The sequence below is a fragment of the Nonomuraea sp. 3-1Str genome (assembly GCF_031570565.1).
Lineage (GTDB): Bacteria > Actinomycetota > Actinomycetes > Streptosporangiales > Streptosporangiaceae > Nonomuraea.
This window is the reverse complement of sequence record NZ_JALHBK010000037.1, coordinates 24573-45037: the sequence shown is the minus strand read 5'-3', so window position 1 is coordinate 45037 and position 20465 is coordinate 24573. Positions and strand designations below refer to the sequence as shown.

15 protein-coding genes are annotated in these 20465 nt (G+C 73.1%); 10 read left to right on the top strand and 5 right to left on the bottom strand.

What is annotated here, in order from left to right; translation table 11 throughout:
- Nucleotides 1–4: 4 nt before the first annotated feature.
- Nucleotides 5–715 (bottom strand): ATP-binding protein, encoded by a 711-nt coding sequence (locus tag MTP10_RS37775; RefSeq protein ID WP_310716180.1) that lies wholly within the window; start codon nt 713–715, stop codon nt 5–7.
- A gap of 705 nt (nt 716–1420) precedes the next feature.
- Nucleotides 1421–1636: a DUF6192 family protein gene (locus MTP10_RS42175; protein ID WP_397334574.1), complete on the bottom strand. Its 216-nt coding sequence runs from the start codon at nt 1634–1636 to the stop codon at nt 1421–1423.
- A gap of 285 nt (nt 1637–1921) precedes the next feature.
- On the opposite strand from MTP10_RS42175, the gene MTP10_RS37770 reads away from it, so the two are divergent.
- From MTP10_RS37770 to MTP10_RS37760, 3 genes are read left to right on the top strand one after another with little or no spacing between them, the layout of a single operon-like run.
- On the top strand, nt 1922–3340 hold the full coding sequence (locus tag MTP10_RS37770; RefSeq protein WP_310716178.1) for an MFS transporter: 1419 nt from the start codon (nt 1922–1924) through the stop codon (nt 3338–3340).
- Nucleotides 3341–3350: 10 nt separating this feature from the next.
- Nucleotides 3351–4355 carry an enolase C-terminal domain-like protein gene (locus MTP10_RS37765; protein WP_310716176.1) on the top strand — a complete coding sequence of 335 codons (1005 nt, stop codon included), beginning with the start codon at nt 3351–3353 and terminating at the stop codon, nt 4353–4355.
- Nucleotides 4356–4415: 60 nt separating this feature from the next.
- Nucleotides 4416–6500 (top strand): methyltransferase domain-containing protein, encoded by a 2085-nt coding sequence (locus MTP10_RS37760; RefSeq protein WP_310716174.1) that lies wholly within the window; start codon nt 4416–4418, stop codon nt 6498–6500.
- Here MTP10_RS37760 and MTP10_RS37755 read toward each other — a convergent pair.
- Nucleotides 6497–7636: an ROK family transcriptional regulator gene (locus MTP10_RS37755; RefSeq protein ID WP_310716172.1), complete on the bottom strand. Its 1140-nt coding sequence runs from the start codon at nt 7634–7636 to the stop codon at nt 6497–6499. The two genes, MTP10_RS37760 and MTP10_RS37755, sit on opposite strands and share 4 nt — an antisense overlap.
- Nucleotides 7637–7742: 106 nt before the next feature.
- On the opposite strand from MTP10_RS37755, the gene MTP10_RS37750 reads away from it, so the two are divergent.
- From MTP10_RS37750 to MTP10_RS37735, 4 genes are read left to right on the top strand one after another with little or no spacing between them, the layout of a single operon-like run.
- Complete coding sequence (locus tag MTP10_RS37750; RefSeq protein ID WP_310716170.1) at nt 7743–8657, top strand: glutamate ABC transporter substrate-binding protein; 915 nt, start codon at nt 7743–7745, stop codon at nt 8655–8657.
- Nucleotides 8657–9301 (top strand): amino acid ABC transporter permease, encoded by a 645-nt coding sequence (locus MTP10_RS37745; RefSeq protein WP_310716168.1) that lies wholly within the window; start codon nt 8657–8659, stop codon nt 9299–9301. Before MTP10_RS37750 ends, MTP10_RS37745 begins: the two co-directional genes overlap by 1 nt.
- Nucleotides 9298–10125: an amino acid ABC transporter permease gene (locus tag MTP10_RS37740; protein WP_310716166.1), complete on the top strand. Its 828-nt coding sequence runs from the start codon at nt 9298–9300 to the stop codon at nt 10123–10125. Before MTP10_RS37745 ends, MTP10_RS37740 begins: the two co-directional genes overlap by 4 nt.
- Entirely contained in the window at nt 10118–11089 is a 972-nt protein-coding gene (locus MTP10_RS37735; RefSeq protein WP_310716164.1) for an asparaginase, read from the top strand. The genes MTP10_RS37740 and MTP10_RS37735 overlap by 8 nt, the downstream gene beginning before the upstream one ends.
- Here MTP10_RS37735 and MTP10_RS37730 read toward each other — a convergent pair.
- Complete coding sequence (locus tag MTP10_RS37730) at nt 11064–12548, bottom strand: LCP family protein (RefSeq protein WP_310716162.1); 1485 nt, start codon at nt 12546–12548, stop codon at nt 11064–11066. The genes MTP10_RS37735 and MTP10_RS37730 overlap by 26 nt on opposite strands.
- A gap of 299 nt (nt 12549–12847) precedes the next feature.
- Between MTP10_RS37730 and MTP10_RS37725 the strand changes: the two genes are divergently transcribed.
- On the top strand, nt 12848–13789 hold the full coding sequence (locus MTP10_RS37725) for an alpha/beta hydrolase (protein ID WP_310716160.1): 942 nt from the start codon (nt 12848–12850) through the stop codon (nt 13787–13789).
- Here the strand turns inward: MTP10_RS37725 and MTP10_RS37720 are convergent.
- Nucleotides 13762–15255 (bottom strand): prolyl oligopeptidase family serine peptidase, encoded by a 1494-nt coding sequence (locus MTP10_RS37720; RefSeq protein ID WP_310716158.1) that lies wholly within the window; start codon nt 15253–15255, stop codon nt 13762–13764. The genes MTP10_RS37725 and MTP10_RS37720 overlap by 28 nt on opposite strands.
- A 107-nt stretch (nt 15256–15362) precedes the next feature.
- Between MTP10_RS37720 and MTP10_RS37715 the strand changes: the two genes are divergently transcribed.
- Both MTP10_RS37715 and MTP10_RS37710 read left to right on the top strand, forming a co-directional pair.
- Nucleotides 15363–16487 (top strand): exonuclease SbcCD subunit D, encoded by a 1125-nt coding sequence (locus MTP10_RS37715; RefSeq protein ID WP_310716156.1) that lies wholly within the window; start codon nt 15363–15365, stop codon nt 16485–16487.
- Nucleotides 16488–20213 carry an AAA family ATPase gene (locus MTP10_RS37710; protein ID WP_310716154.1) on the top strand — a complete coding sequence of 1242 codons (3726 nt, stop codon included), beginning with the start codon at nt 16488–16490 and terminating at the stop codon, nt 20211–20213.
- Nucleotides 20214–20465 lie beyond the last annotated feature (252 nt).

Sequence of the window (20465 nt, the reverse complement as noted above, 5' to 3'; positions counted from 1 at the left end):
TCCGTCACTCGGCCGCTGGCCGATGTCGCCTCCGCGCCTCGGAGGCGTTGCCGTGTGCAAGCGAGGGCCATCGGTCTGCGGCCCACTGCGGCCAGGTCAGCCACCCCAGTGGCGGACCGGGGATGTCGCCGCCGCCGAGTTCGGCGGCATCTGGCGCCTGGAACTGCTTTCGCCATGTGTCGATGTCCGCCTCGCTCATCGGAAATGTCGTGTGCGGTGCGGTGGTCTGGCGGTGTGCGATCCGGGCGCGTTGGACGTCCTTGTCGATGGGCAGGTAGATGACTTGGCAGGCTGCCCTGGCCGATGTTGCCAGCCAGCGCAGTGCCGACCGTTCGTCGCGGCTCCAGAGCCCGAAGTCGAGCACGACGTTGGTGCCCAGGTGCAGCGCTTGCAGGGCTAGTGCGATGAGCCGTCCCTCCAGCATGTCGCGCTTGCCGTCGGGCTGCGACCCGTCGAACAGGGAGAGCATCCACTCGTCCGGGGTCAGCCGCAGCGCGCGGTGCGCCGCGGCGAGTTCTTCGGCCCGGGTGGTCTTTCCAGCGCCGGGGAGCCCGACCATCAGGAAAAGCTTGGCGGGTTCGGGTTGCACGTCATGGTTCGGCTTCGCTTTCGCGGTGGCTGCGGCCAGCTTGTCGGCGACGGCGACGGCGACGGCGAGGAATGCCTCCGACGTGCGAGCGAAAGGGTCTTGCGTTGGATGGAACTGCTGCGACATGGAGTTGCTCCCCGGATCACGCAGGACGATCCGGCAGCACAGCGAGACACGCAAATGGGCTGCCGGCGGGACACTGATCCGGCGGTAGGCCCTGGCCCTTACCCCCGCGGGGCAGGCAATGAGGCCGCGGTTTACGGCAACCGCGATACCGCCGCTAAGCGGCGGCGCGAATGTTCATAGCGGCGAAGCAACCCATACCGCCACCATAACCGACAGCACCAACATGGTCGTCGACCGTGGCAGCGATCAGTGACCGTTTGGCCCTGCCATTGCCGAGCAGTGCAGCGGCTCCAAGTCGTCCTCATCGTCGTCGGTGTCCACCGCGTTGAGGGCCTGTTCTTGGATCCGGTGACATCGCCAATCGTGAGCGCGGTTCTTCGGAGTCCGGAGGGATCGGATCTCAGCCCGACATCACTCTCGGTGACTCATTGCTTTCCGATTGAGCTGCGTGCTGTCAGTTGCGGTAGCGGCGGGCAGCGACGGAGGCCGACCGCCGCGGGCGGCGGGCGGGGGCAAGGGTGCCTCGCAGTTCAGGCATTGCTCGGTTCGAGATTCCATGAGAGGCACTCACCACGGGTTTCGTGGCCGTATAGCTGCGGCTTGCCGTGTCTCGTTTGATGGGTTCCGTGACACGGTAAGGCTTGGGCACGGCCTCCAGCCGCTGCTGAGCGACCCGGTGGGAACGGTCGACCTGCGCCCGGTCGACTAGGTGCATCGCGGTCTGGTCCTCGACAACCTCCGACACCACCTGCGGCTGGTGTGGCGATCGGTCGCCACCTGGGCTGCGGCCTTCTCATCCTCCAGCAGATCGTGAACCTTGTTGACCTTCTCCTGCACCGTCGTGGGACGGTTGACCCGCTGGCCGACCTCCCGCTTGGCGGCGTCCTGCGTCCACCGGCGGGTCTGGGCTTCTTGTGCCAGGGCGGGTCGAGTTGTCGAGCAAGGTGGTCAGCGGCATGTCCAGGTCGTCGGCGCGTCCGTCATCGGCACCCCACCACACTGACCCGGCGCACCGCATGACCACCAGCACCCGAAAGGCCACGACCACCACACCCGTCCCCCTCCTGAAGGCTGTCGCGTGGCCTCCTCTCACCTCCCAAGGACGACGATTTCCAAGATCGAAAGTGCAGCAACACCCTCTTAGGCCCAATTGCCTAGGACTCGCGCCCGATGTGCCCCGGCGTCCGGAACCCTAACGTTCCGGATATGACAACGACTCTTGAAGCTCCGGCCCCCGCCGGCGTGGTGTCCCCCAGTTACCGGGCGGTCAGCGTCGGCCTGGTGGCCCTGATCATGCTGGTGGCGTTCGAGGCGATGGCGGTGGCCACGGCCATGCCGGTCGTGGCGCGCGAGCTGGGCGGCATGTCCCTGTACAACCTGGCGTTCAGCGCCACCCTGGCGGCCAGCGTGATCGCCACCGTGCTCGGCGGGCGGTGGAGCGACCTGCGCGGCCCCGTCGCGCCGCTGACGGCCGGAGTGGTCAGCTTCGTGGCCGGCCTGCTGATCGCCGGGCTGGCGCCGACGATGGAGGTGTTGGTCGCCGGCCGGTTCGTGCAGGGACTCGGGGCCGGACTGGTCCAGGTGTCGTTGTACGTGCTCGTCGCGCGGGTCTACCCGCCGGCGATGCACCCGAAGGTGTTCTCGCTGTTCTCGGCCGCGTGGGTGGTGCCGTCCATGGTGGGGCCCGCGATCGCGGGGCTCGTCGTGGAGAACGCCGACTGGCGGTGGATCTTCATCGGCGTGTCGCTGATCGTGGTCCCCGCCGCGCTGCTGCTGTGGCGCGGCATCGCGGGCCGCCACCTCGGCGCGCCTGCGGAAAGCGGACCGGCGGACGCCGACCGGTCCGCGACCGAGCCGGCCGCTCCCGCTCCGCGCCTCGGCGGCAAGCTCGTGTGGGCCACGCTGACGGCCGTCGCCGCCGCCCTCATCCAGTACGGCAGCGCGCTGGAGCTGGCCGGGCTGCCCCTCGTCGCGGCCGGCGTCGTCCTGCTCGCCGTCAGCCTGCCCAGGCTCCTGCTGCCCGGCTCCCTGCGCGCCGCCCGCGGCCTGCCCAGCGCCCCCGTGCTGCGCGGCCTCGCGTACGGCGCCCTCATGGCGACCCAGGTGCTCATCCCCCTCATGCTGAGCAGCGAACGCGGCGTGTCCCCGACCGGCGCCGGCATCGTGCTCACGATCGGCGCCCTCGGCTGGTCCACCGGCTCCTGGATCAAGGGCCGCGGCGTCATCGGCAACGTGGCCGCGGTCCGCGGCGGCGCCGCCCTCATCGCCGTCGGCATCGCCCTCGTGTCCCTCGTGCTCGTCGACGCCGCCCCGCTCGCCGTGGCCCACGTCGCCATGGCGATCTCCGGCCTCGGCATCGGCATGCTGCACCCGACGGTCTCGGTCATGGTGCTGGAGATGTCCCGGCCGGGCGAGGAGGGCGGCAACACCGCCGCCGTGGGCGTCGGCGAATCCGTCTTCACCGTCGTGGCCGTGGCCGGCGCCGGAGCGCTGTTCACCGCCACCGGCGAGTCGTACCTCGTGGGTCTGGCGTTCACCTTCACCCTCGCCGTCCTGGCGGTCGTGGTGGCTCCCCGTTTTGCCCAGTCGGCGAAGGCAGGCACTATGGAGGGGACCGCGTCATAAAGGGGGGCACATGCCGCGAGTGCGGGAGCTGGAGGTCTTCCGGATCGTTCTGCCGGTCGGCAGGCGGTCCGAGAGCCTGCTCGTCAAGCTCACCGACTACGCCGGCATGACGGGGTGGGGGGAGGCCCTCGCCCCCGGAGGGAAGACGTTCTCCCGGCTGGAGGAGACGCTCGGCGCCCTGCTGATCGGCGTCGACTGGGAGCACCCCGACGCCCTGCCCGGCAGCGACCCGGCGGTGGACATGGCCTGCTGGGACCTGTGGACCCGGATGCGCGGCGTCCCGCTCGCCCACGCGGTGGGCGGCACCCGCACCTCGCTGATGGCCACCGTCCGGCTGTCGCCCGACACCTCGGTCGAGAACCTCGTCGCCCGCGTCAACCAGCAGGTCTGCGCCGGGTACGGGCACGTCACGCTGGACATCCGCCCCGGCTGGGACGTCGAGCCGGTCCGGGCGGTACGGCAGGCGTACCCGGCGCTGACGCTCGCCGTCGACGGCGCGGGAGCCTACACCGAGGAGGGCCAGCTCGTCGCGCTCGACTCCTACGGCATCGAGGTCATCGAGCGGCCGTTCGCGGTGGGCGACGTCAACGCCCACGCCTCGCTGCAGGACCAGGTGGCCGCGTCGGTCGCCGTGGAGGTCCGCTCGTCGGCCGAGCTGGACGACTTTCTCACGCTGCGCGCGGCCCGCGTGCTGCTGCTGCGGCCCACGGCGTTCCCGTCCCTCACCGAGGCCCGGCGCGCGCACGACCGCGCCGCGGCGGCCGGCTGGGACATCCAGTGCGCGGGCGGCCAGGGCGCAGGCCTGGCGCGGGCCGCCACGGTCGCGCTGGCCAGCCTGCCGGGCTGCACGCTGCCGTGCGACGTCACCCAGCCGCCGCGCAGCAACCAGATCGTCACGCCCATCGTCGGGGCCAACGGGGGCGTCGTCGCGGTCCCGCTCACCCAGCCGGGCCTCGGCCACACCATCGACGAGCCCCGCGTCCGCCGCCTGTCGAAGGACCACTTCCTGGCGTGACCCCGCCGTGACCCGCCCGCCCTACCTTGATCGCCGACGGGTGGCGAGGGAGGGGTGGGCGTGGAGGACGTGGCGAAGCCGACGTGGTGGCGGGTGCTCGGGCTGAGGGCGCGCCTCTTGCCGTCGAGTCTGCTGCACACATGGGTGAGGTACGTGCTGAGCGTCGCGCTGGCGGCGGCGGTGGCCGGGGCAGCGGTCTGGGGAGTCGTCGCGCTGGTCCAGCCCGCGGGCCCCGGCGAGGTGCCGTCGTCGGGCGAGATCCTCTTCACCATGGGCGTCAGGATGTCGATGCTTATGCTGGCTTGCTTCGGGGTCGTGCGGTACGCGATCCGCCGTCGCCCGACGTGGTACGGCTGGCGCAACCCGCGGCTGCAGCGGGCGGACCCCGACGGGTTGCGCGCCGTGGTGGCGGAGGCCGCGGAGATGGTGGGCTGGGACCAGCCACTCCCCGTGATCCGCCTGAGCGCATGGGCGAAGGTGAGAGTCTGGCGTGGGCCACTCGGCATCGGCAGCGGCGTCAAGCTGGGCGTGCCGATGCTCATGGGGTTGACGAGGGAGGAGCTGCGGGTCATCCTCGTGCGCGAGTTCATCCTGGCGCGCACGGTGCCGAGACGCACGTGGTTCGTCCTCGTCCTGAACTCCGAGGACATCGGGCGAGCGGCGCGGGGCGAACCGTGCCGGTGGCGTCCGTGGCTGCGCGAGCAGGCCTACAGGATGCGCCACGACCTCTGGAAGGCCACCGCGGAGCTGGTCGGCGGCCCGGGAGTCCTGGAGCGCGCGACACGGCGGGAGAACCTGATCGGCCACGCCTTCAGCTGGCATGTGCTGCGCTACGTCCACAAGATGGCCCAGCCGGTGTACTTCACCGACGTCTACCGCACCTTCCGCCGGCTGCTCACCGAGGACGACCTGCTGGCGAAGGTGGGCCCGGGCTACGACGCGTACACGAGCGAGGAGCTCGACAAGCACGAGCTAAGGCTGGTTGAGGAGGTCGGCTGGAGGCCGGACAGGGCCGTGGAGCCTGTCACCGAGCCGGTGCTGACGGATCTGCCCGCGGATGTGGAGCGCAGGCACGGCCGGGTCCTGCTGCGCCACTACACCAAGGATCGGCGCCTGGGGCCCCGAGGGCTGTCACTGGCCGACATCACCGACGACCAATGGCTCTTCTACCACGAGGACCAGCTCGACCGGCTCCGCGCCGCCGCCCGCGCCCTGCTCGGCGACTCCCACACGGTCACCGACCTCGTACGGCTCGCCCAGGAGGGAAGGGCCAGGGAGCTGGACTGGTGGCACGTCAAGACCGTGTGCCCCCACCCGTCCCGCGCCGTCTGCGTCCTGCTCCCCGTCCTCCAGGACGGCCTGCGCCGCCAGGGGTACACCCACGCCGACCACTGGCGCCAGCGCGTGCTGACCGGCCCCGGGGGTGACGTGGTGGACGTGGTAGAACTGGCCGCGGAGATCGCGGGAGGTGACATGTCGGCCAAGGACCCCGACGAGGACGCGCGCCGGCTGGCCGCCGAGTCGCTGGCCGGGGGCGACGCCACCGGCTGGTTCGAGCGCCTGTACGCCGGTTCCGCCGCCGGGGAGGCCGTCGTCCCGTGGGACTCCGGCGGCCCGCACCCGCTGCTCGTCGGCTGGACGGACGGGCGGAAGCCCGAGAGCGGCGACCCGGTGCCCAGAGCGCTGGTCGTGGGCGCCGGGCTGGGCGACGACGCCGAGCACCTGGCCGGGCTCGGCTACGACACCACGGCGTTCGACGTCAGCGAGTCGGCAGTGCGCCTGGCCCGCGAGCGCTTCCCCGGCACCGCCGTCGCCTACCGCGCCGCCGACCTGCTCGACCCGCCCGCCGAGTGGCGCGGCGCGTTCGACCTGGTCGTGGAGGTCATGACCGTGCAGGCGCTGCCCGAGCCGCTGCACGAGCAGGCCATCGCGCGGGTCGCCTCCTTCGTACGGCCCGGCGGCACGCTGCTGGTGATCGCCTCGGGCCGCGACGAGGGTGACCCGGTGTTCCCGCCTCCGTGGCCGCTGACCCGGGCGGAGATCACCGCGTTCGCGACCGGCGGCCTGGCGGTCGGCGAGATCGAGGACCTGCGCGAGCCCGGCCGCCGCCGCTGGCGGGCGACCTTCCACAGACTCGCGATCTAGGAGGCCACGGCGGCGTCCAGCAGCAGGGACCCGGCGCCCAGCAGCGCGGCGTCCCGCCCGGCCCGCGCCGGCGCGATCTCCAGGTCACGCGTGGCCAGCGGCAGGCACCGCTCGTACACCGCGGCCCGGATCGAGGTGATGAGCGGCTCGGCCGCCGAGAGGCTGCCGCCGACGACCACCACGTCCGGGTTGAAGAAGTTCACGAGCACGGTGAGGACCTCGCCGATGCGGCGGCCCGCGTTGCGCACCATGCTGGTGGCCTCGGGCACGGCGTCGTTGACCAGGTCGACGATGCCGGAGGTGTGCTGCACCTCGACGCCCGCGTCGGCCAGCGCCGCGCTGAGGGCGGCGCCGCTGGCGTACGCCTCCAGGCAGTCGGGGTGGCCGCAGGCGCAGATCACCGACGAGTCGGAGCTGACCCGCACGTGGCTGATGTCGCCCGCCGCGCCGCGGCCGCGGTGCAGGCGGCCGTTGACGATCACGCCGCAGCCGATGCCGGTGCCCACCTTGAGCACCATGAGGTTGTCGCAGCCGGGCCAGGAGCGGGCCTCGCCGGCGGCCATGAGGTTGGCGTCGTTCTCCACCAGGACGGGCAGGTCGTAGCGGGCGCGCAGGTGGTCGGCGACGGGGAAGTCGTTCCAGCCGGGCATGCGCGACGGCGTCACCACGCGTAATGTCGCGGGGTCGACGGGGCCCGGCACCCCGGTGCCGACGCCGCGCAGCGGCACCGCCGGCGGCACGCGCTCGGCCAGCAGCCGGTCGAAAGCGTCCGACAGCAGGTCGAGCGTCGCCTCGGGGCCCTCGGCGATCTCGCACGGGACCTCCTCGACGACCAGCGGCGCGCCGCTGAGGTCGAGCAGCCCGAGCCGGGCGTGGTGGGCGCCGAGGTCGGCGACCGCGAGCACGCCGGCCGTCGGCGACAGGCACAGGCGGCGCGGTCTCCGGCCGCCGCGCGAGGTGCCGGAGCCCTCCTCGACCAGCAGTCCGGCCTCGATGAGCTCCTCGACGCGCAGCGACACGCTCGACGCGGCCAGCCCCGACAGGCGGGCCAGGTCGGCGCGCGACTCGGCGCCGCCGGTGGCGACGAGCCGTAACAGGTCCCCCTGTGCCCCCTGCACGGGCAGCCGCTGCTTCATGGGAGATGCATACCATCGATCTACTTAGGCCAGCAACGTATTGACTTCCTCCGAAATCCACCATTACGGTCCCCTTTATCTTCGACATCGAAGGAAGTGGACGCTCATGAAGAAGATGCTCGCAGTCGTCGCCGCATCTGTGTTAGGCCTGGCGGCCTGCGGCGAGACGAGCAGCCCCGCCGTGCCAGCCGTGCCCGGCGAGTCGAAGACCGCGACCGACGTGCTGGCCAACGCGCCCGTCGCCGAGGCGGCCGACATCCTGCCCGGCTCGACCATGGAGAAGATCAAGCAGCGCGGCGAGCTCCTCGTCGGCGGCTCGCTCGACGCCCCGCTCCTGTCCCAGCAGAATCCCGGCACGGGACAGGTCGAGGGCTTCGACGCCGACCTGGGCAAGGCGCTGGCCAAGTACATCCTCGGCGAGCCGAAGGTGAAGATCGTCAACTCGGCCTCGGAGACCCGGGAGGCGCTGCTCGCCAACGGCACCGTGGACGTCGTCTTCCAGACGTACACGATCACCGAGGAGCGCGCGAAGCAGGTCGCGTTCGCCGGCCCGTACTACACCTCGGGCCTGACGATCGCCGTGAAGAAGGGCACGTCCGGCATCACCAAGCCGGAGGACCTGAACGGCAAGAAGGTGCTCGCGGGCGCCAACACCCCGGCCATCCCCGCGATCAAGAAGCTCGCGCCGCAGGCCGAGATCATCACCTTCGGCAGCGACCCGGAGTGCGTGCAGGCGCTCAAGCAGGACCGCGGCGTCGCCTACGTCCAGGACGAGACGCTGCTGATCGCCGACGCCAAGAAGGACCCCTCCATCCAGATCGTCACCAAGCCCTTCACCGTCGACCCGTACGGCATCGGGCTCAAGCACGGCGACGACCAGATGAAGAAGTTCGTCAACGACTGGCTCGGCAAGATCCAGTCGAACGGCGTCTGGCAGGGCATCTGGAAGAACTCCATCGGCACCGTCGTCACCGGCGACGCCCCCCAGGCGCCCAAGATCGGGTCCGTGCCGGGGTCCTGATGTCCGTCATCCTCGATCACCTGCCCGAGCTCTGGCAGGGCCTGGTCGTGACACTCCAGCTCACCGCCGCGTCGTTCATCGGCGCGGCGGTGCTGGGCGTGATCGTCACCGCCCTGCGCGTGAGCCCCGTGCGCGTGCTGCGCGCCATCGGCACCGCCTACGTCGAGACGTTCCAGAACCTGCCGCTGCTGGTGCTGCTCGTCCTCGCGGTCTTCGGCCTGCCGGAGATCGGCATCCAGGCCGACCTGCTCGTGACGGCCATCGTGGTCATCGCCGTGTACGAGGCGGCCTACATCGGCGAGGCGCTGCGCTCGGGCGTCAACGCGGTGTCCAAGGGGCAGGGCGAGGCGGCCCGCGCGATCGGGCTGACGTTCACCCAGTCGCTGCGGCACGTGATCCTGCCGCAGGCGCTGCGCACGGTCGTGCAGCCGCTCGGCAACATCTTCATCGCCCTGACCATGAACACCGCCCTGGCCGGCGCGGTCGGCGTCATCGACCTGACCGCCGCCGCCAACCGGGTGAACCTCGTCGAGGCGCAGCCCATCCCCATCTTCGTCGGCGCCGGCCTGGCGTACGCGGTGCTCGCCGCCTGCGCGGGCCTCCTCACCGGAAGGCTGGAGAAGCGGCTGGTGATCCTGCGGTGAACACCTCCACCACCGTCCTGTTCGACGAGCCCGGCCCGCGGGCGCGGCGGCGCATGCGGATCGCGACCGTCCTCGGCGCCCTGGCCGCCGTGGCGCTCGCCGTGCTCGCCGTCCGGCAGTTCGCCGCCAACGGCCAGCTCGACGCCGCCCGCTGGCAGCCGTACACGACCTGGCCCATGTGGCGGTACATGCTCAACGGCCTCGGCTCGACCGCGCTGGCCGCCGTCGTGTCGGCGGCCCTGGCCATGGCGTTCGGCCTCGTGCTGGCGCTCGGCCGGCTGTCGCACCGGTCGTGGGCCCGGGTGCCCGCCGCCGGCTACGTCGAGGTGGTCAGGACCGTCCCGGCCCTGCTGCTCGTGTACGTGGTGCTGTTCGCGCTGCCCCGCTACGGCCTGGACCTGCCGTTGTTCTGGAAGCTGGTCGTGCCGCTGAGCGTGTCCCACGCGGCGTCGTTCGCGGAGATCTTCCGCGCCGGCATCCTGTCCGTCGAGCGCGGCCAGAGCGAGGCCGGGCTGGCTGTCGGGCTGACCCCCGGGCGCACCATGCGCCTCATCGTGCTGCCCCAGGCGGCCCGGCGGGTGCTGCCCTCCATCGTCAGCCAGTCCGTCGGCCTGCTCAAGGACACCTCCCTCGGCTTCGTCGTCAGCTACACCGAGCTGCTCTACAGCGCCAAGGTGCTGGCCAACTTCAACGGGCTGCTCATCCAGACGTACATCGTGGTCGCGCTCGTCTACCTGGTGGTCAACATGTCGCTGTCCAAGCTCGCCCGCGCGCTGGAGGCCCGCCAGCGCGCCGTCCCGAGAAGGAGAACCGCCCGTGCCTGAGGCAGCAGTGCCTGGTCTCGCCGTCCTGGCGGAAGTCGTCCGATCCGGCTTCACCGAGAGCGTCCACTACGGCAGCGCCGTCGGCCTGGACCCGTCCGGCCGCGCCGAGGTCGCGCTCGGCCCCGTCGACGCGCCCGTCCTGCCCCGCTCGTCCGCCAAGCCGTTCCAGGCGCTGGCCTGCCTGACCGCGGGCGCCGCGCTGGCCGGCCCGCGCCTGGCCATCGCCGCCGGCAGCCACACGGGCGAGGACTTCCACGTACGCGTGACCGGCGAGATCCTGGCCGACTACGGGCTCGGCTTCGACGCCCTGGCCTGCCCGCCGTCCTGGCCCGAGGACCAGGCCACCGCGCACGCGCTCGTCAGGCAGGGGCTCGGCCCGTCCCGCGAGCGCATGAACTGCTCCGGCAAGCACGCCGCCATGCTCGCCGCCTGCGTCGCCAACGACTGGGACGTGCCGTCCTACCTGTCCGCCGACCACCCCCTCCAGCAGCGGGTCCGCTCCCTCACCGAGGAGCTGGCCGGGGAGAAGGCCGCGCACGTGGCCGTCGACGGCTGCGGCGCGCCGCTGTTCGGGCTGTCGCTGACCGGCCTCGCCCGCGCCGTGCGGGCGCTGGTGACGGCCGCGCCCGGCAGCGGTCCTCGTCAGGTCGCCGACGCCATGCGGCAGCATCCCGAGTACGTCGGCGGCACCGGCCACCAGAACACCGAGCTGATGCGCGCCCTGCCCGGAGCCCTGGTCAAGGGCGGCGCGGAGGGCGTGCTCGTCGTGGCGCCGACCTCCGGACACGCGGTGGCCGTGAAGGTCATCGACGGCAGCCCGCGCGCCACCACGGCCGTCGCGCTGGCCGTCCTGCGGCGCATGGGGGTGGACGTGTCGGGGGCCGAGGAGTTCGAGCGGGTGGACGTGCTGGGCGGCGGCGTCCCGGTGGGACAGATCGTCACGCCGCTCCGCAGCCCTCGGTGAGCGCCTTGGCCGGGGCGTCGGACGCCTTGGCGCTCGGACCGGCCTTGGGGGTCCTGCGCGCCTGGGGCGTCTCGGTCGCGAGCGGGGTCTGCGGCGTCCCCGTCGCCGCGACGGGAGTCGGGGAGGCCGCCTCGGTGGCCTCGGCCGCCTCGGCCGGGGCGCTCCGGGCTGACTCCTGGATCGCCTCCCGGGTGACCTGCCGGATCTTCTCCCAGTCGGGGTAGCCGGTGTTGATCAGCGGCGGCACGAACTGCACGCTGGTCACCTTGGCCTCCTTGACCCGCAGGGCCAGCGGCACCAGGTGCCTGAGCATCGGCCGCGGGATGTCGGTGCGGATCAGCTCCTTGGTGGCCAGCGCGATCCGGTTGAACCGGGTCAGCACGGTCCCCGGGTCGGCCTGCTCCAGCAGCGCCCCGATCACGCAGCGCTGGCGGCGCATCCGGGTGAAGTCGTCGCTGTAGGTGCGCGAGCGGGCGTACCACATGGCGTCGGCGCCCTTCAGCCGCCGCGTGCCGGCCTTGACCAGGCCCTCGTTGTACTTGCCGAACACCACGTCCTGCTCGACGTGGATGCGGACGCCGCCGATCGCGTCGATCAGCCGGGCGAAGCCCCACATGTTCACCAGGGCGTACCAGTCGACCTTGAGCCCGAGGGTGTAGCCGATCGTGTCCATCAGCACCCGGGGGCCCTGGTGCTGCTTGCCGCCGAAGATCTCCGGGTGCGCGTCGGCGTACTCCCACACGCTGTTCAGCAGGTCGCTGCGGCCGCCGCCGGGGTCGGGCGGCAGCCGGAACCCGGCGGGGAAGCGCGCGGCCATCGGCGTGCCCGGCCGAAACCGGACGTCCTCCAGGTTGCGGGGCAGGCTGACGAGCACGGTGTTGCCGGTCTTCACGTCGACGCTGGCCACGTTCATGCTGTCGGTGCGCACGCCGATCCGGTTGTCGTCGGCGTCGCCGCCGAGCAGCAGGATGTTGACCCGCTCGCGGCCCGCCCACGGGTCCTGCGGGCGCGACGACTCCTGCGCCAGGGGTTCGGAGGTCTCGGGCGCGTCGAAGATGCCGTTGAGGGTCTCCTTCGAGGTCCAGACGTACTGCGCGACCAGCCCGAAGGGCAGCACCGAGGCGACCGCCAGCAGCCCCGCGAGCGTGCCCGTGAGGACCTGGCCCCCCTGGGGGAGCGCGCCCGGCCGCAGCACCACGAAGGAGTGGACCATGAGGAAGAACCAGGCCGCGCCCAGCACCGCCGCGCCGATCGTGATCGACATGAGCCAGGAGTCCTCGGCGGCCAGCGTGCCCAGGAGGTTGTCGGTGGTCAGCGCCACCGCCAGGAGCGCCAGCAGCCCGGCGACGTAGAGGCTGAGCAGGACGAGCCCGGTCCTGCGCCGGCCGGTGCGCAGATGCGCCGATCCGGGCGCCAGCGCCGACAGCGCGAGCCAGCCGAGGACGCCCCAGGCGCTCACCGGTTTCTTTGCCTGCCCCACGCCATCCCCGTTCCCCGTGAACCACACCGTAGGCCGATTCGAGGCGGCAGCCTACGCGTCGTATGCGAAATATCTCGTTATGCCGGAATGAACATCACTAACCGATTCGCCGTCAGGCACGGCCTCACGCCGGCCGGGCCCGTCGCGCGCGGCCGTCTCATGAAAGCGCCCCGCGGGCCATTGAAGCGCTCCGCCGGGCCGTGCGCCGCCATCTTTGCCATGAGCGGAGGGTCCGTCCAGGATGCCTACGAAGGGGGCGAAACCATATCGTGTCTTCCATGTACGAGATCACCGTTCTGCCGATGAAGCCGGACTTCGAGGGCGAGGTCGTCGCCACCCTGGTGTCACGGAGCACGGGCTCCCGCCGGGCGGTGCTGTACCTGCACGGGTTCACCGACTACTTCTTCCAGGACCACCTGGCCGAGCACTACGTCGAGCGCGGCATCGACTTCTACGCGCTCGACCTGCGCAAGTACGGCAGGTCCCTGCTGCCCCACCAGACCAGGGGCCTGGTCAGGAGCATCACCGAGTACTTCCCCGAGATCGACGAGGCCGTCCGCCTCATCCGCCGCGACCACGACGAGGTGACCCTCAACGCCCACTCCACCGGCGGGCTCGTCGCGTCCCTGTGGGCCGACCGGGTCCGCGGCCGGGGCCTCGTCCAGGGGCTCGTGCTCAACAGCCCCTTCTTCGACCTCAACGTGCCCACCCCGCTCCGCGTGGCCGCCGACCTGCTCAAGACGCCGCTGTCGTACAGCAGGAGAGCGTTGCCGCTGCCGCCCAGCACCGTGTACGGCCGCACCCTGCACCGCTCCGAGGGCGGCGAGTGGGACTACGACCTGGAGCTGAAGCCGCACGGCGGGTTCTCCGTGCACGCCATGTGGCTCGCCGCGATCCGGCGCGCGCAGCGCCGCCTGCACGCCGGCCTCTCCGTGGACGTCCCCGTGCTCGTGCTGGCCTCGACCCGGGGGCTGCGGGTACGCGACTTCGTCCCCGAGGCCAGGTCGGCCGACATCGTGCTCGATCCCCGGCACATCGCCCGCTGGGCCACCTGCGTGGGCCCGCACGTCACGTGCGTGCGCGTGCCCGACGGGGTGCACGACCTCGTGCTGTCGGCCGAGCCGGTGCGCAGGCGGGTGTTCGCCGAGATCGACCGCTGGATGGACGCGTTCGTCCCGGCCCCGTCAGGAGGTCACCAGGGGAAGGCGAACAAGCCGTAGTAGGCGGCGGCCACCAGCAGCAGGCCCGTGCCGCCCAGCACGCCCGCCATCGCGACGTGCTGCCAGCGGTCCGGCCGCATCCCCTCGCGCAGCGCCGACACGACCGCCGCGACGGCGGTCACCTCCTGCACGAGCATCAGCGCCGCCAGCACCCGCACGATCAGCCAGCCGGCCAGCACCGCCGGCCACGCCCCCGCCTGGTTCACGGCGAACAGCACCAGCACCGTGATGAACAGCAGCACCGACGCCAGCAGCCCCAGCCCCGTCCACGCCATCCGGGTCAGCCGGCGCCTGATCGGCGGCCACAGCCTCGCGTCCGTCTCGCCCAGCGCCACCGGGCCGCCGCGCAGCCGTACGAGCATGACGGCGACCGGGCCGGCCACGTAGCCGACGGCGGTCAGGCACAGCGTCAGCCCCAGCATCGCGCCGCCCGCGTACCACGGAGCGGCCGGCACGTCGGCCGCCTCGAACAGCTGGACCGGCGTCGCGCCCGCCAGGTGCACCGGCGGCACCGCCGTGCCGGGCAGGCCGCTGATCCAGTTGGCGAGGGTGTCCAGGTAGCCCGGTGTGAACGGGCCGCCGTTGATCCGCATGGCATGGTCGCCGTGGGCCATGAACCGGATCGTGTAGCGGTCGTTGCCCGAGCCCGTCAGCGCCGTGGTCAGCGCCCGAGTCGACTCCACGAACGGGATGGACGGGTCCTCCGTGCCGTAGAAGGCCAGCACCGGCTGCCTGACCTGGCGCAGCGCCGGCATCGCGTCGTAGCGCAGGAAGTCGAAACCCACGCCGCCCATGGCCCGCGTCAGCAGGTCGCGCACCCCGATCGGCGCCCGCAGCCGCAGGAGCTGCTCGTTCAGCGCCCAGGCCACCTGGCGCAGCGGGGAGACGTTCGGCGAGGACACCAGCACCACGAACCCCACCGACGGGCTCTTCGCCGCCGCGATCGGCACCACCCAGCCGCCCTCGCTGACGCCCCACAGCCCGATCCGCGACGGGTCCACGTCCGGCCGCTTGGCCAGCAGATCCACCATCCGCAGCGTGTCGTCGGCGAGCAGCCCGAAGTCGCGGTCCCGGAAGTTGTAGCCGACCGTCCGCTTGTCGTAGGCGAGCGTCACCACGCCCGTCCGGGCCAGGAAATCCGCCTGCGGCGCGAACTCCGTCCGCGACCCGTTGCCCGACCCCGACACGAACACCATCGCCGGATGACGGCCCGGCGTCAGCGGCGCCCGCACGGTGCCCTCCAGCCGCTGGCCCTCCGCCGGCACCGACACGTCCTCCACGGCGAACCGGGCGCTCTGCGCCACCGGCCGCAGCTCGTCGCGCGGCTGCGCCGGGATCGACCGGAACGCCTGGTCGGCCTCGAGCGGCGGGAAGTCGAAGGCGGGCGGGAGCACATAACCGACGCAGGCCAGAGCCACCAGCACCAGACCGGCGGCCACGCTCAACGTGCCACGGCCCGCGCCCATCGGCCTCCCCATGTGCGTTGGTTTGCCCGCTGATCTTCCAGCCTACTCCCGAGTCCTGTGGCGCATGAGGCCGCATTTGTCGGTGAGAGCTGTTAGCTTCCTGCGACATGCGGATCCTGCACACCTCCGACTGGCACCTCGGGCGCTCCTTCCACCGGGAGAGCCTGCTGGCCGGCCAGGCGGCGTTCGTCGACCACCTGGTCGAGACCGTGCGCGCCGAGCGGGTCGACGTGGTGGCGGTGTCGGGCGACGTCTACGACCGGGCGCTGCCGCCCGTCGACGCGGTCTCCCTGTGCAACGAGGCGCTGGGCCGCCTGGTGGCGGCCGGGGCGCGGGTAATCCTCATCAGCGGCAACCACGACTCGGCGCGCCGCCTCGGGTTCGGCGCCTCGCTGTTCGACGCCTCCGGCGTCCACGTCCGCACCGACCCGTCCCGCGCCTGGGAGCCGGTGCTCGTGGACGACGTGGCCTTCTACGGCATCCCCTACCTGGAGCCGGAGCTGGTGCGTGCCCCGTGGGAGCTCGACGAGCGCAGCCACACGGCGGCGCTGTCGTACGCGATGACCCGCGTCCGCGCCGACGCGGCCCGCCGCCGCGCCTCGGTCGTCCTCGCCCACGTGTTCGTCACCGGCGGGGAGGCGAGCGACAGCGAGCGCGACATCAGCGTCGGCGGGATCGCGCACGTGCCGCTCACGGCGTTCGACGGGATGAGCTACGTCGCGCTCGGCCACCTGCACGGCCGCCAGCGCATGTCCGAGACCGTCCGCTACTCCGGCTCGCCGCTGGCCTACTCCTTCAGCGAGGTCGCCCACGTGAAGGGGTCCTGGCTGGTGACGATCGGGGCCTCCGGGGCGGCGGAGTCCGTCGAGTTCGCGCCCGCGCCGGTGCCCCGGCCGGTCGCCCGCCTGCGCGGCCTCATCGACGACCTGCTCACCTCCCCCGCGTACTCCGGCCACGAGGACCACTGGCTGCAGATCACGCTCACCGACCCGGTGCGCCCCAAGTCCGCCATGGACCGGCTGCGGGCCCGCTTCCCGCACACCCTCGCCCTCTCCTTCGACCCGGTCGGCGCCGTGCCGGCCGCCGCGCCCGCGCGGCTCAGCGGCCGGCCCGAGGCCGAGGTGGCGCTCGACTTCGTCCGCGAGGTACGCGGCGAGCCCGCCGGCACCGACGAGGAGGAGCTGCTGAGACAGGCGATCGAGGCGTCACGGGTGAAGGAGACGATGGCGTAGATGCGACCGCACCTGCTCTCCCTCACCGCCTTCGGCTCGTTCCCCGGCTCGGAGACGGTCGACTTCGACGCGCTCACCGAGGCGGGCCTGTTCCTCGTGCACGGCCCCACGGGCGCGGGCAAGACGACGATCCTCGACGCGCTCTGCTTCGCCCTGTACGGCCAGGTGCCCGGCCAGCGCAACAGCGCCCGCGCGTTGCGCTGCGACCACGCCCCGCCCGGCACTGGCCCGTCGGTCACGCTGGAGGTGACCATCCGGGGCCGCCTGCTGCGCGTGCGCCGCTCACCCGTCTGGCAGCGCCCCAAGCTGCGCGGCACGGGCTTCACCGAGGAGAAGGCCAAGGTGGTGGTGGAGGAGCGCACGCCCGCCGGCTGGCAGGGGCTCACCACCCGCTCCGACGAGGCGGGCGACCTCATCGGCGGGCTGCTCGGCATGAACGCCGACCAGTTCTGCCAGGTCGCCATGCTCCCGCAGGGAGACTTCGCCCGCTTCCTGCGCGCCGACGGCGACGACCGGCGCCGGCTGCTGGAGCGGCTGTTCACGGTCAAGGTGTTCACGCAGACAGAGTCGTGGCTGGCGGAGCACCGCAAGCGGACGTGGCGGGAGCAGGGCGAGCTGCGGCAGCAGGTGGACTACGCCATCCAGCGCCTCCAGGAGGCCGCCGGACCGGACCTGCCGGCGACCCTCACGGCGGCCGTCCCCGAGGAGGAGGCGGGCCCGGTCCCGGAAGAGGCAGACACCCGCACCCCGGAGACCGACCCGCTGCGCTGGGCGGGCGCCCTGCTCGACGCCGCCCGCGCCGTCGTGTCCCGTACGAACGCCGACCACGCAGAGGCGGAGCGGGCGCTCAGACGGGCCCGTGTCCGCCATGAGCAGGCCACCGCCCTGGCCGCCCGTCAGCGCCGCCACGCCGAGGCGCTGACGATGCGCCGCACCCTCGACGAGCGCGCCGACCAGCGGGCCGAGCTCCAGGCGCTCCTGGACGACGCTCTGCGCGCGGACCGCGTCCTGCCGCTCATCGCGGCCGCCGGCCAGCGTGCCGAGGCGGCGACGAAGGCCCGCACCCTCGCGGCCGACGCCCTGACCCGCGCCCACCCCCTCCTCCGGGCCGCGGACCTGCGCACCTCCGGCGTGATCCCCGGCGGCCGGGACGGGCGGGCAGGCGGCGCGAGCCCGTACACCACCGAGCCGCCCCAGGACCCGCACCCCGGACGGTCGAACGCGCCCGGCATGGTGGAGCCGGAGCTGCTGGCCGGGCTGGAGCGGGAGCGGCAGGCGGAGATCGCGCGCCTGTCGGAGCTCCTCACCGAGGAGGCCAGGCTGCTCGTGGTGCGCCGCGACCTGGTCCGTGTCGAGTCCGAGCTGACCCGGCTCGTCGCCGAGGAGGAGTCCGCCGCCGCCCGTCTCGCCACGCTGCCCGGTCTGGTCGAGGAGGCCGAGCAGAGGCTCGCCGACGCGCGCCTGGACGCGGCCCGCATCCCGGCCGCCGAGGCCGTGCACGCCTGCGCCACCGAGCTCATCGGCGTCGACCGCGAGCTCACCCGGCTCCGCGACGAGATCGCCCGGCTGGAGCGGCAGGGGGCCGAGGTGGCCGCCGCCGAGGCGGAGCTGCCCGAACGGCTCGCGCAGGCCCACGACCGGCTGGCCGCGATGCGCGCGGAGGCGGCGGTGATCCCGGCGGTCGGCGCGGCGCTCGACGCGGCGCGGACGTCCCTTGACACGGTCCGGCGCCGCGACGGCCTGGCGGCCGAGCTGGTGACGGCCTCCGCCACGTGCGAGGCCCTGGTGGACGAGGCCCAGAGCCTGCGCGAACGCTGGCTCGACATCCGCCAGGCCCGCATCGACGGCATGGCGGCCGAGCTGGCCCGCGACCTGACCGAGGGCCGCCCGTGCGCCGTGTGCGGTTCCGACCACCATCCCGCCCCCGCCTCACCCGCCCCGAGCGCTCCGTCACCGGACGACGAGCGTGCCGCCGAGAGCGCCCACGAGAGGGCCCTCGCCGAGCGTGAGGCGGCCGAACGCGCGCTGGCCACCCTCCGGTCCCGCCACGCCGACGCGGTGGAGGCCACCCTCGGGCTGGACCTCGACGCCGCCGAATCCGCGGTGCGGGAGGCGGAGCGGGAGCTGGCCCGCCTGGAGGCGATCGCCGCTCAGGAGCCGGCCCTGCTTGCCGTGTACGAGCGGATCGAGGTGGAGCGCGACCAGGTCAGGGAGCGGTCCCGGGAGGTCGGCGAGTCCCTCGCGGCCCGCCGCCCCCCCCGCCCCCGCCTCCGCGCCGAACGCGCCCGCCTCGCCGGCCGCCTCCTCCAGAGCGACCTGCCCCTCCTCGCCTCCCTCCAGCGCGAAGCCGGGAAGCGACCGGCGGCGGACGAAACACGCGACCCCACCGGCCGGCAGACGGCCGGCGACGACCGGCTGACGGCCGGCGTCGGCGGAGAGCCGCTCGACGGGTTCCCGCCCGAGATGGGGCCCGACGCGCTGGCCGAGGCCGAGCAGGTGGTGCGGCGGTTGCGGGGGTCGGCGGCGCGGGAGAGCGCGCTCGCGGCCGAGGCGGCGAGGCTCGCGCGGGAGCGGGTGGAGCTGGAGGAGCGGGTCCGTCGCGTCACCGCGCGGCTGGCCGCGGGCCGTACCCGGCAGGAGGAGCTCAGCGGGGACGCGACGCGGCTGACCGCGCGGCTCGACAGCGCGCGCGGCGCCGACGAGACGCTCACCGCCCGCCTGTCCCGGCTGAACGACGAGGCGGAGCTGCTCCACGAGGCGCTGGAGGCGACCCGGCGGGCCGTCGCCGCCGAGCGTGAGCGGGCCGAGGCGGTGCGGGCGGCGGAGCGGGCGGCGGTGGAGGCCGGGTTCGGCGACGCCGCCGAGGCGGCCGGGGCCGTGCGGTCCCCCGCGGAGCAGGAGAGCAGGGCCGAGGCGCTGCGGCGGCTGGACGACGAGTACGCGGCGGTCACGGCCACCCTGGAGGACCCGGAGCTGGTGGCGGCGGCGGCCGAGCCCGTTCCCGACCTGGAGGCGCTGGAGGCGGAGCGCGACGAGGCCGAGCGCGCCCACACCGTCCTCGCGTCGGCGCGCGACCGGGCCGAGGCCAGGGAGCGGCGGCTGCGGGAGCTGCTCGCCGAGCTGGAGGAGGGCCTTGACCGGTGGCGGCCCGCCGCCGAGCGGCACCGCCTCGCCGAGCGCCTGGCCGCCCTGGCCAGCGGCACGTCGAGCGACAACCAGTGGAGCATGAGCCTGTCGTCGTTCGTGCTGGGGGAGCGGCTCCGGCAGGTGGTCGACGCCGCCAACGAGCGCCTCGACCACATGTCGGCCGGCCGCTACCTGCTCCAGCACGACCTGCGCAAGACGGCCGGCGCCCGGGGGCGCTCCGGCGGCGGACTCGGGCTTCGGGTGTGCGACGGGTGGACCGGCGTGGACCGCGACCCGGCGACGCTGTCCGGCGGCGAGAGCTTCATCACCTCGCTCGCGCTGGCGCTCGGCCTGGCCGACGTGGTCACGGCCGAGGCGGGCGGGGCGGAGATCGGCACGCTGTTCGTGGACGAGGGGTTCGGCACGCTGGACGAGGACACGCTGGACGGGGTGCTCGACATCCTCGACGGGCTGCGCGACGGCGGCCGCGCGGTCGGCATCATCAGCCATGTCCCGGAGCTGCGCAGCCGCATCCCGGCCCAGCTCAAGGTGGCCAAGACCCGCACCGGCTCGACCCTCTCGACGGTCGGCACCGGTTGATCACCCCGAACGTACGGGTGGCTGACACGCCCCCGGACGTGACCGCTGGTCGCGGTGTTCGGGTCTTGGGTGTGCGTGGCGCTGCGTACGTTGCCAGGGAGCCGTGTACGCCGTAGAGGGGTGGTGAAGGATGCCGGAGCTGGAGACTGTCGTTAAGGTTGCCGCGCTGGTGTCGTGGCGGGCCGCTGGACGAGGTCACCGCGCGTCTCCAGCATCATGTGCTGTGAGTGCCAAGCTGATCGCCAAGCGCCT

Coding starts and splice junctions, on each gene's coding strand:
- MTP10_RS37720 (WP_310716158.1), bottom strand. CDS start 15,255: ATGGGCGCGGGCCGTGGCACGTTGAGCGTGGCCGCCGGTCTGGTGCTG.
- MTP10_RS37765 (WP_310716176.1), top strand. CDS start 3,351: ATGCCGCGAGTGCGGGAGCTGGAGGTCTTCCGGATCGTTCTGCCGGTC.
- MTP10_RS37745 (WP_310716168.1), top strand. CDS start 8,657: ATGTCCGTCATCCTCGATCACCTGCCCGAGCTCTGGCAGGGCCTGGTC.
- MTP10_RS37710 (WP_310716154.1), top strand. CDS start 16,488: ATGCGACCGCACCTGCTCTCCCTCACCGCCTTCGGCTCGTTCCCCGGC.
- MTP10_RS37715 (WP_310716156.1), top strand. CDS start 15,363: ATGCGGATCCTGCACACCTCCGACTGGCACCTCGGGCGCTCCTTCCAC.
- MTP10_RS37755 (WP_310716172.1), bottom strand. CDS start 7,636: ATGAAGCAGCGGCTGCCCGTGCAGGGGGCACAGGGGGACCTGTTACGG.
- MTP10_RS37725 (WP_310716160.1), top strand. CDS start 12,848: ATGTACGAGATCACCGTTCTGCCGATGAAGCCGGACTTCGAGGGCGAG.
- MTP10_RS37750 (WP_310716170.1), top strand. CDS start 7,743: ATGAAGAAGATGCTCGCAGTCGTCGCCGCATCTGTGTTAGGCCTGGCG.
- MTP10_RS37775 (WP_310716180.1), bottom strand. CDS start 715: ATGTCGCAGCAGTTCCATCCAACGCAAGACCCTTTCGCTCGCACGTCG.
- MTP10_RS37770 (WP_310716178.1), top strand. CDS start 1,922: ATGACAACGACTCTTGAAGCTCCGGCCCCCGCCGGCGTGGTGTCCCCC.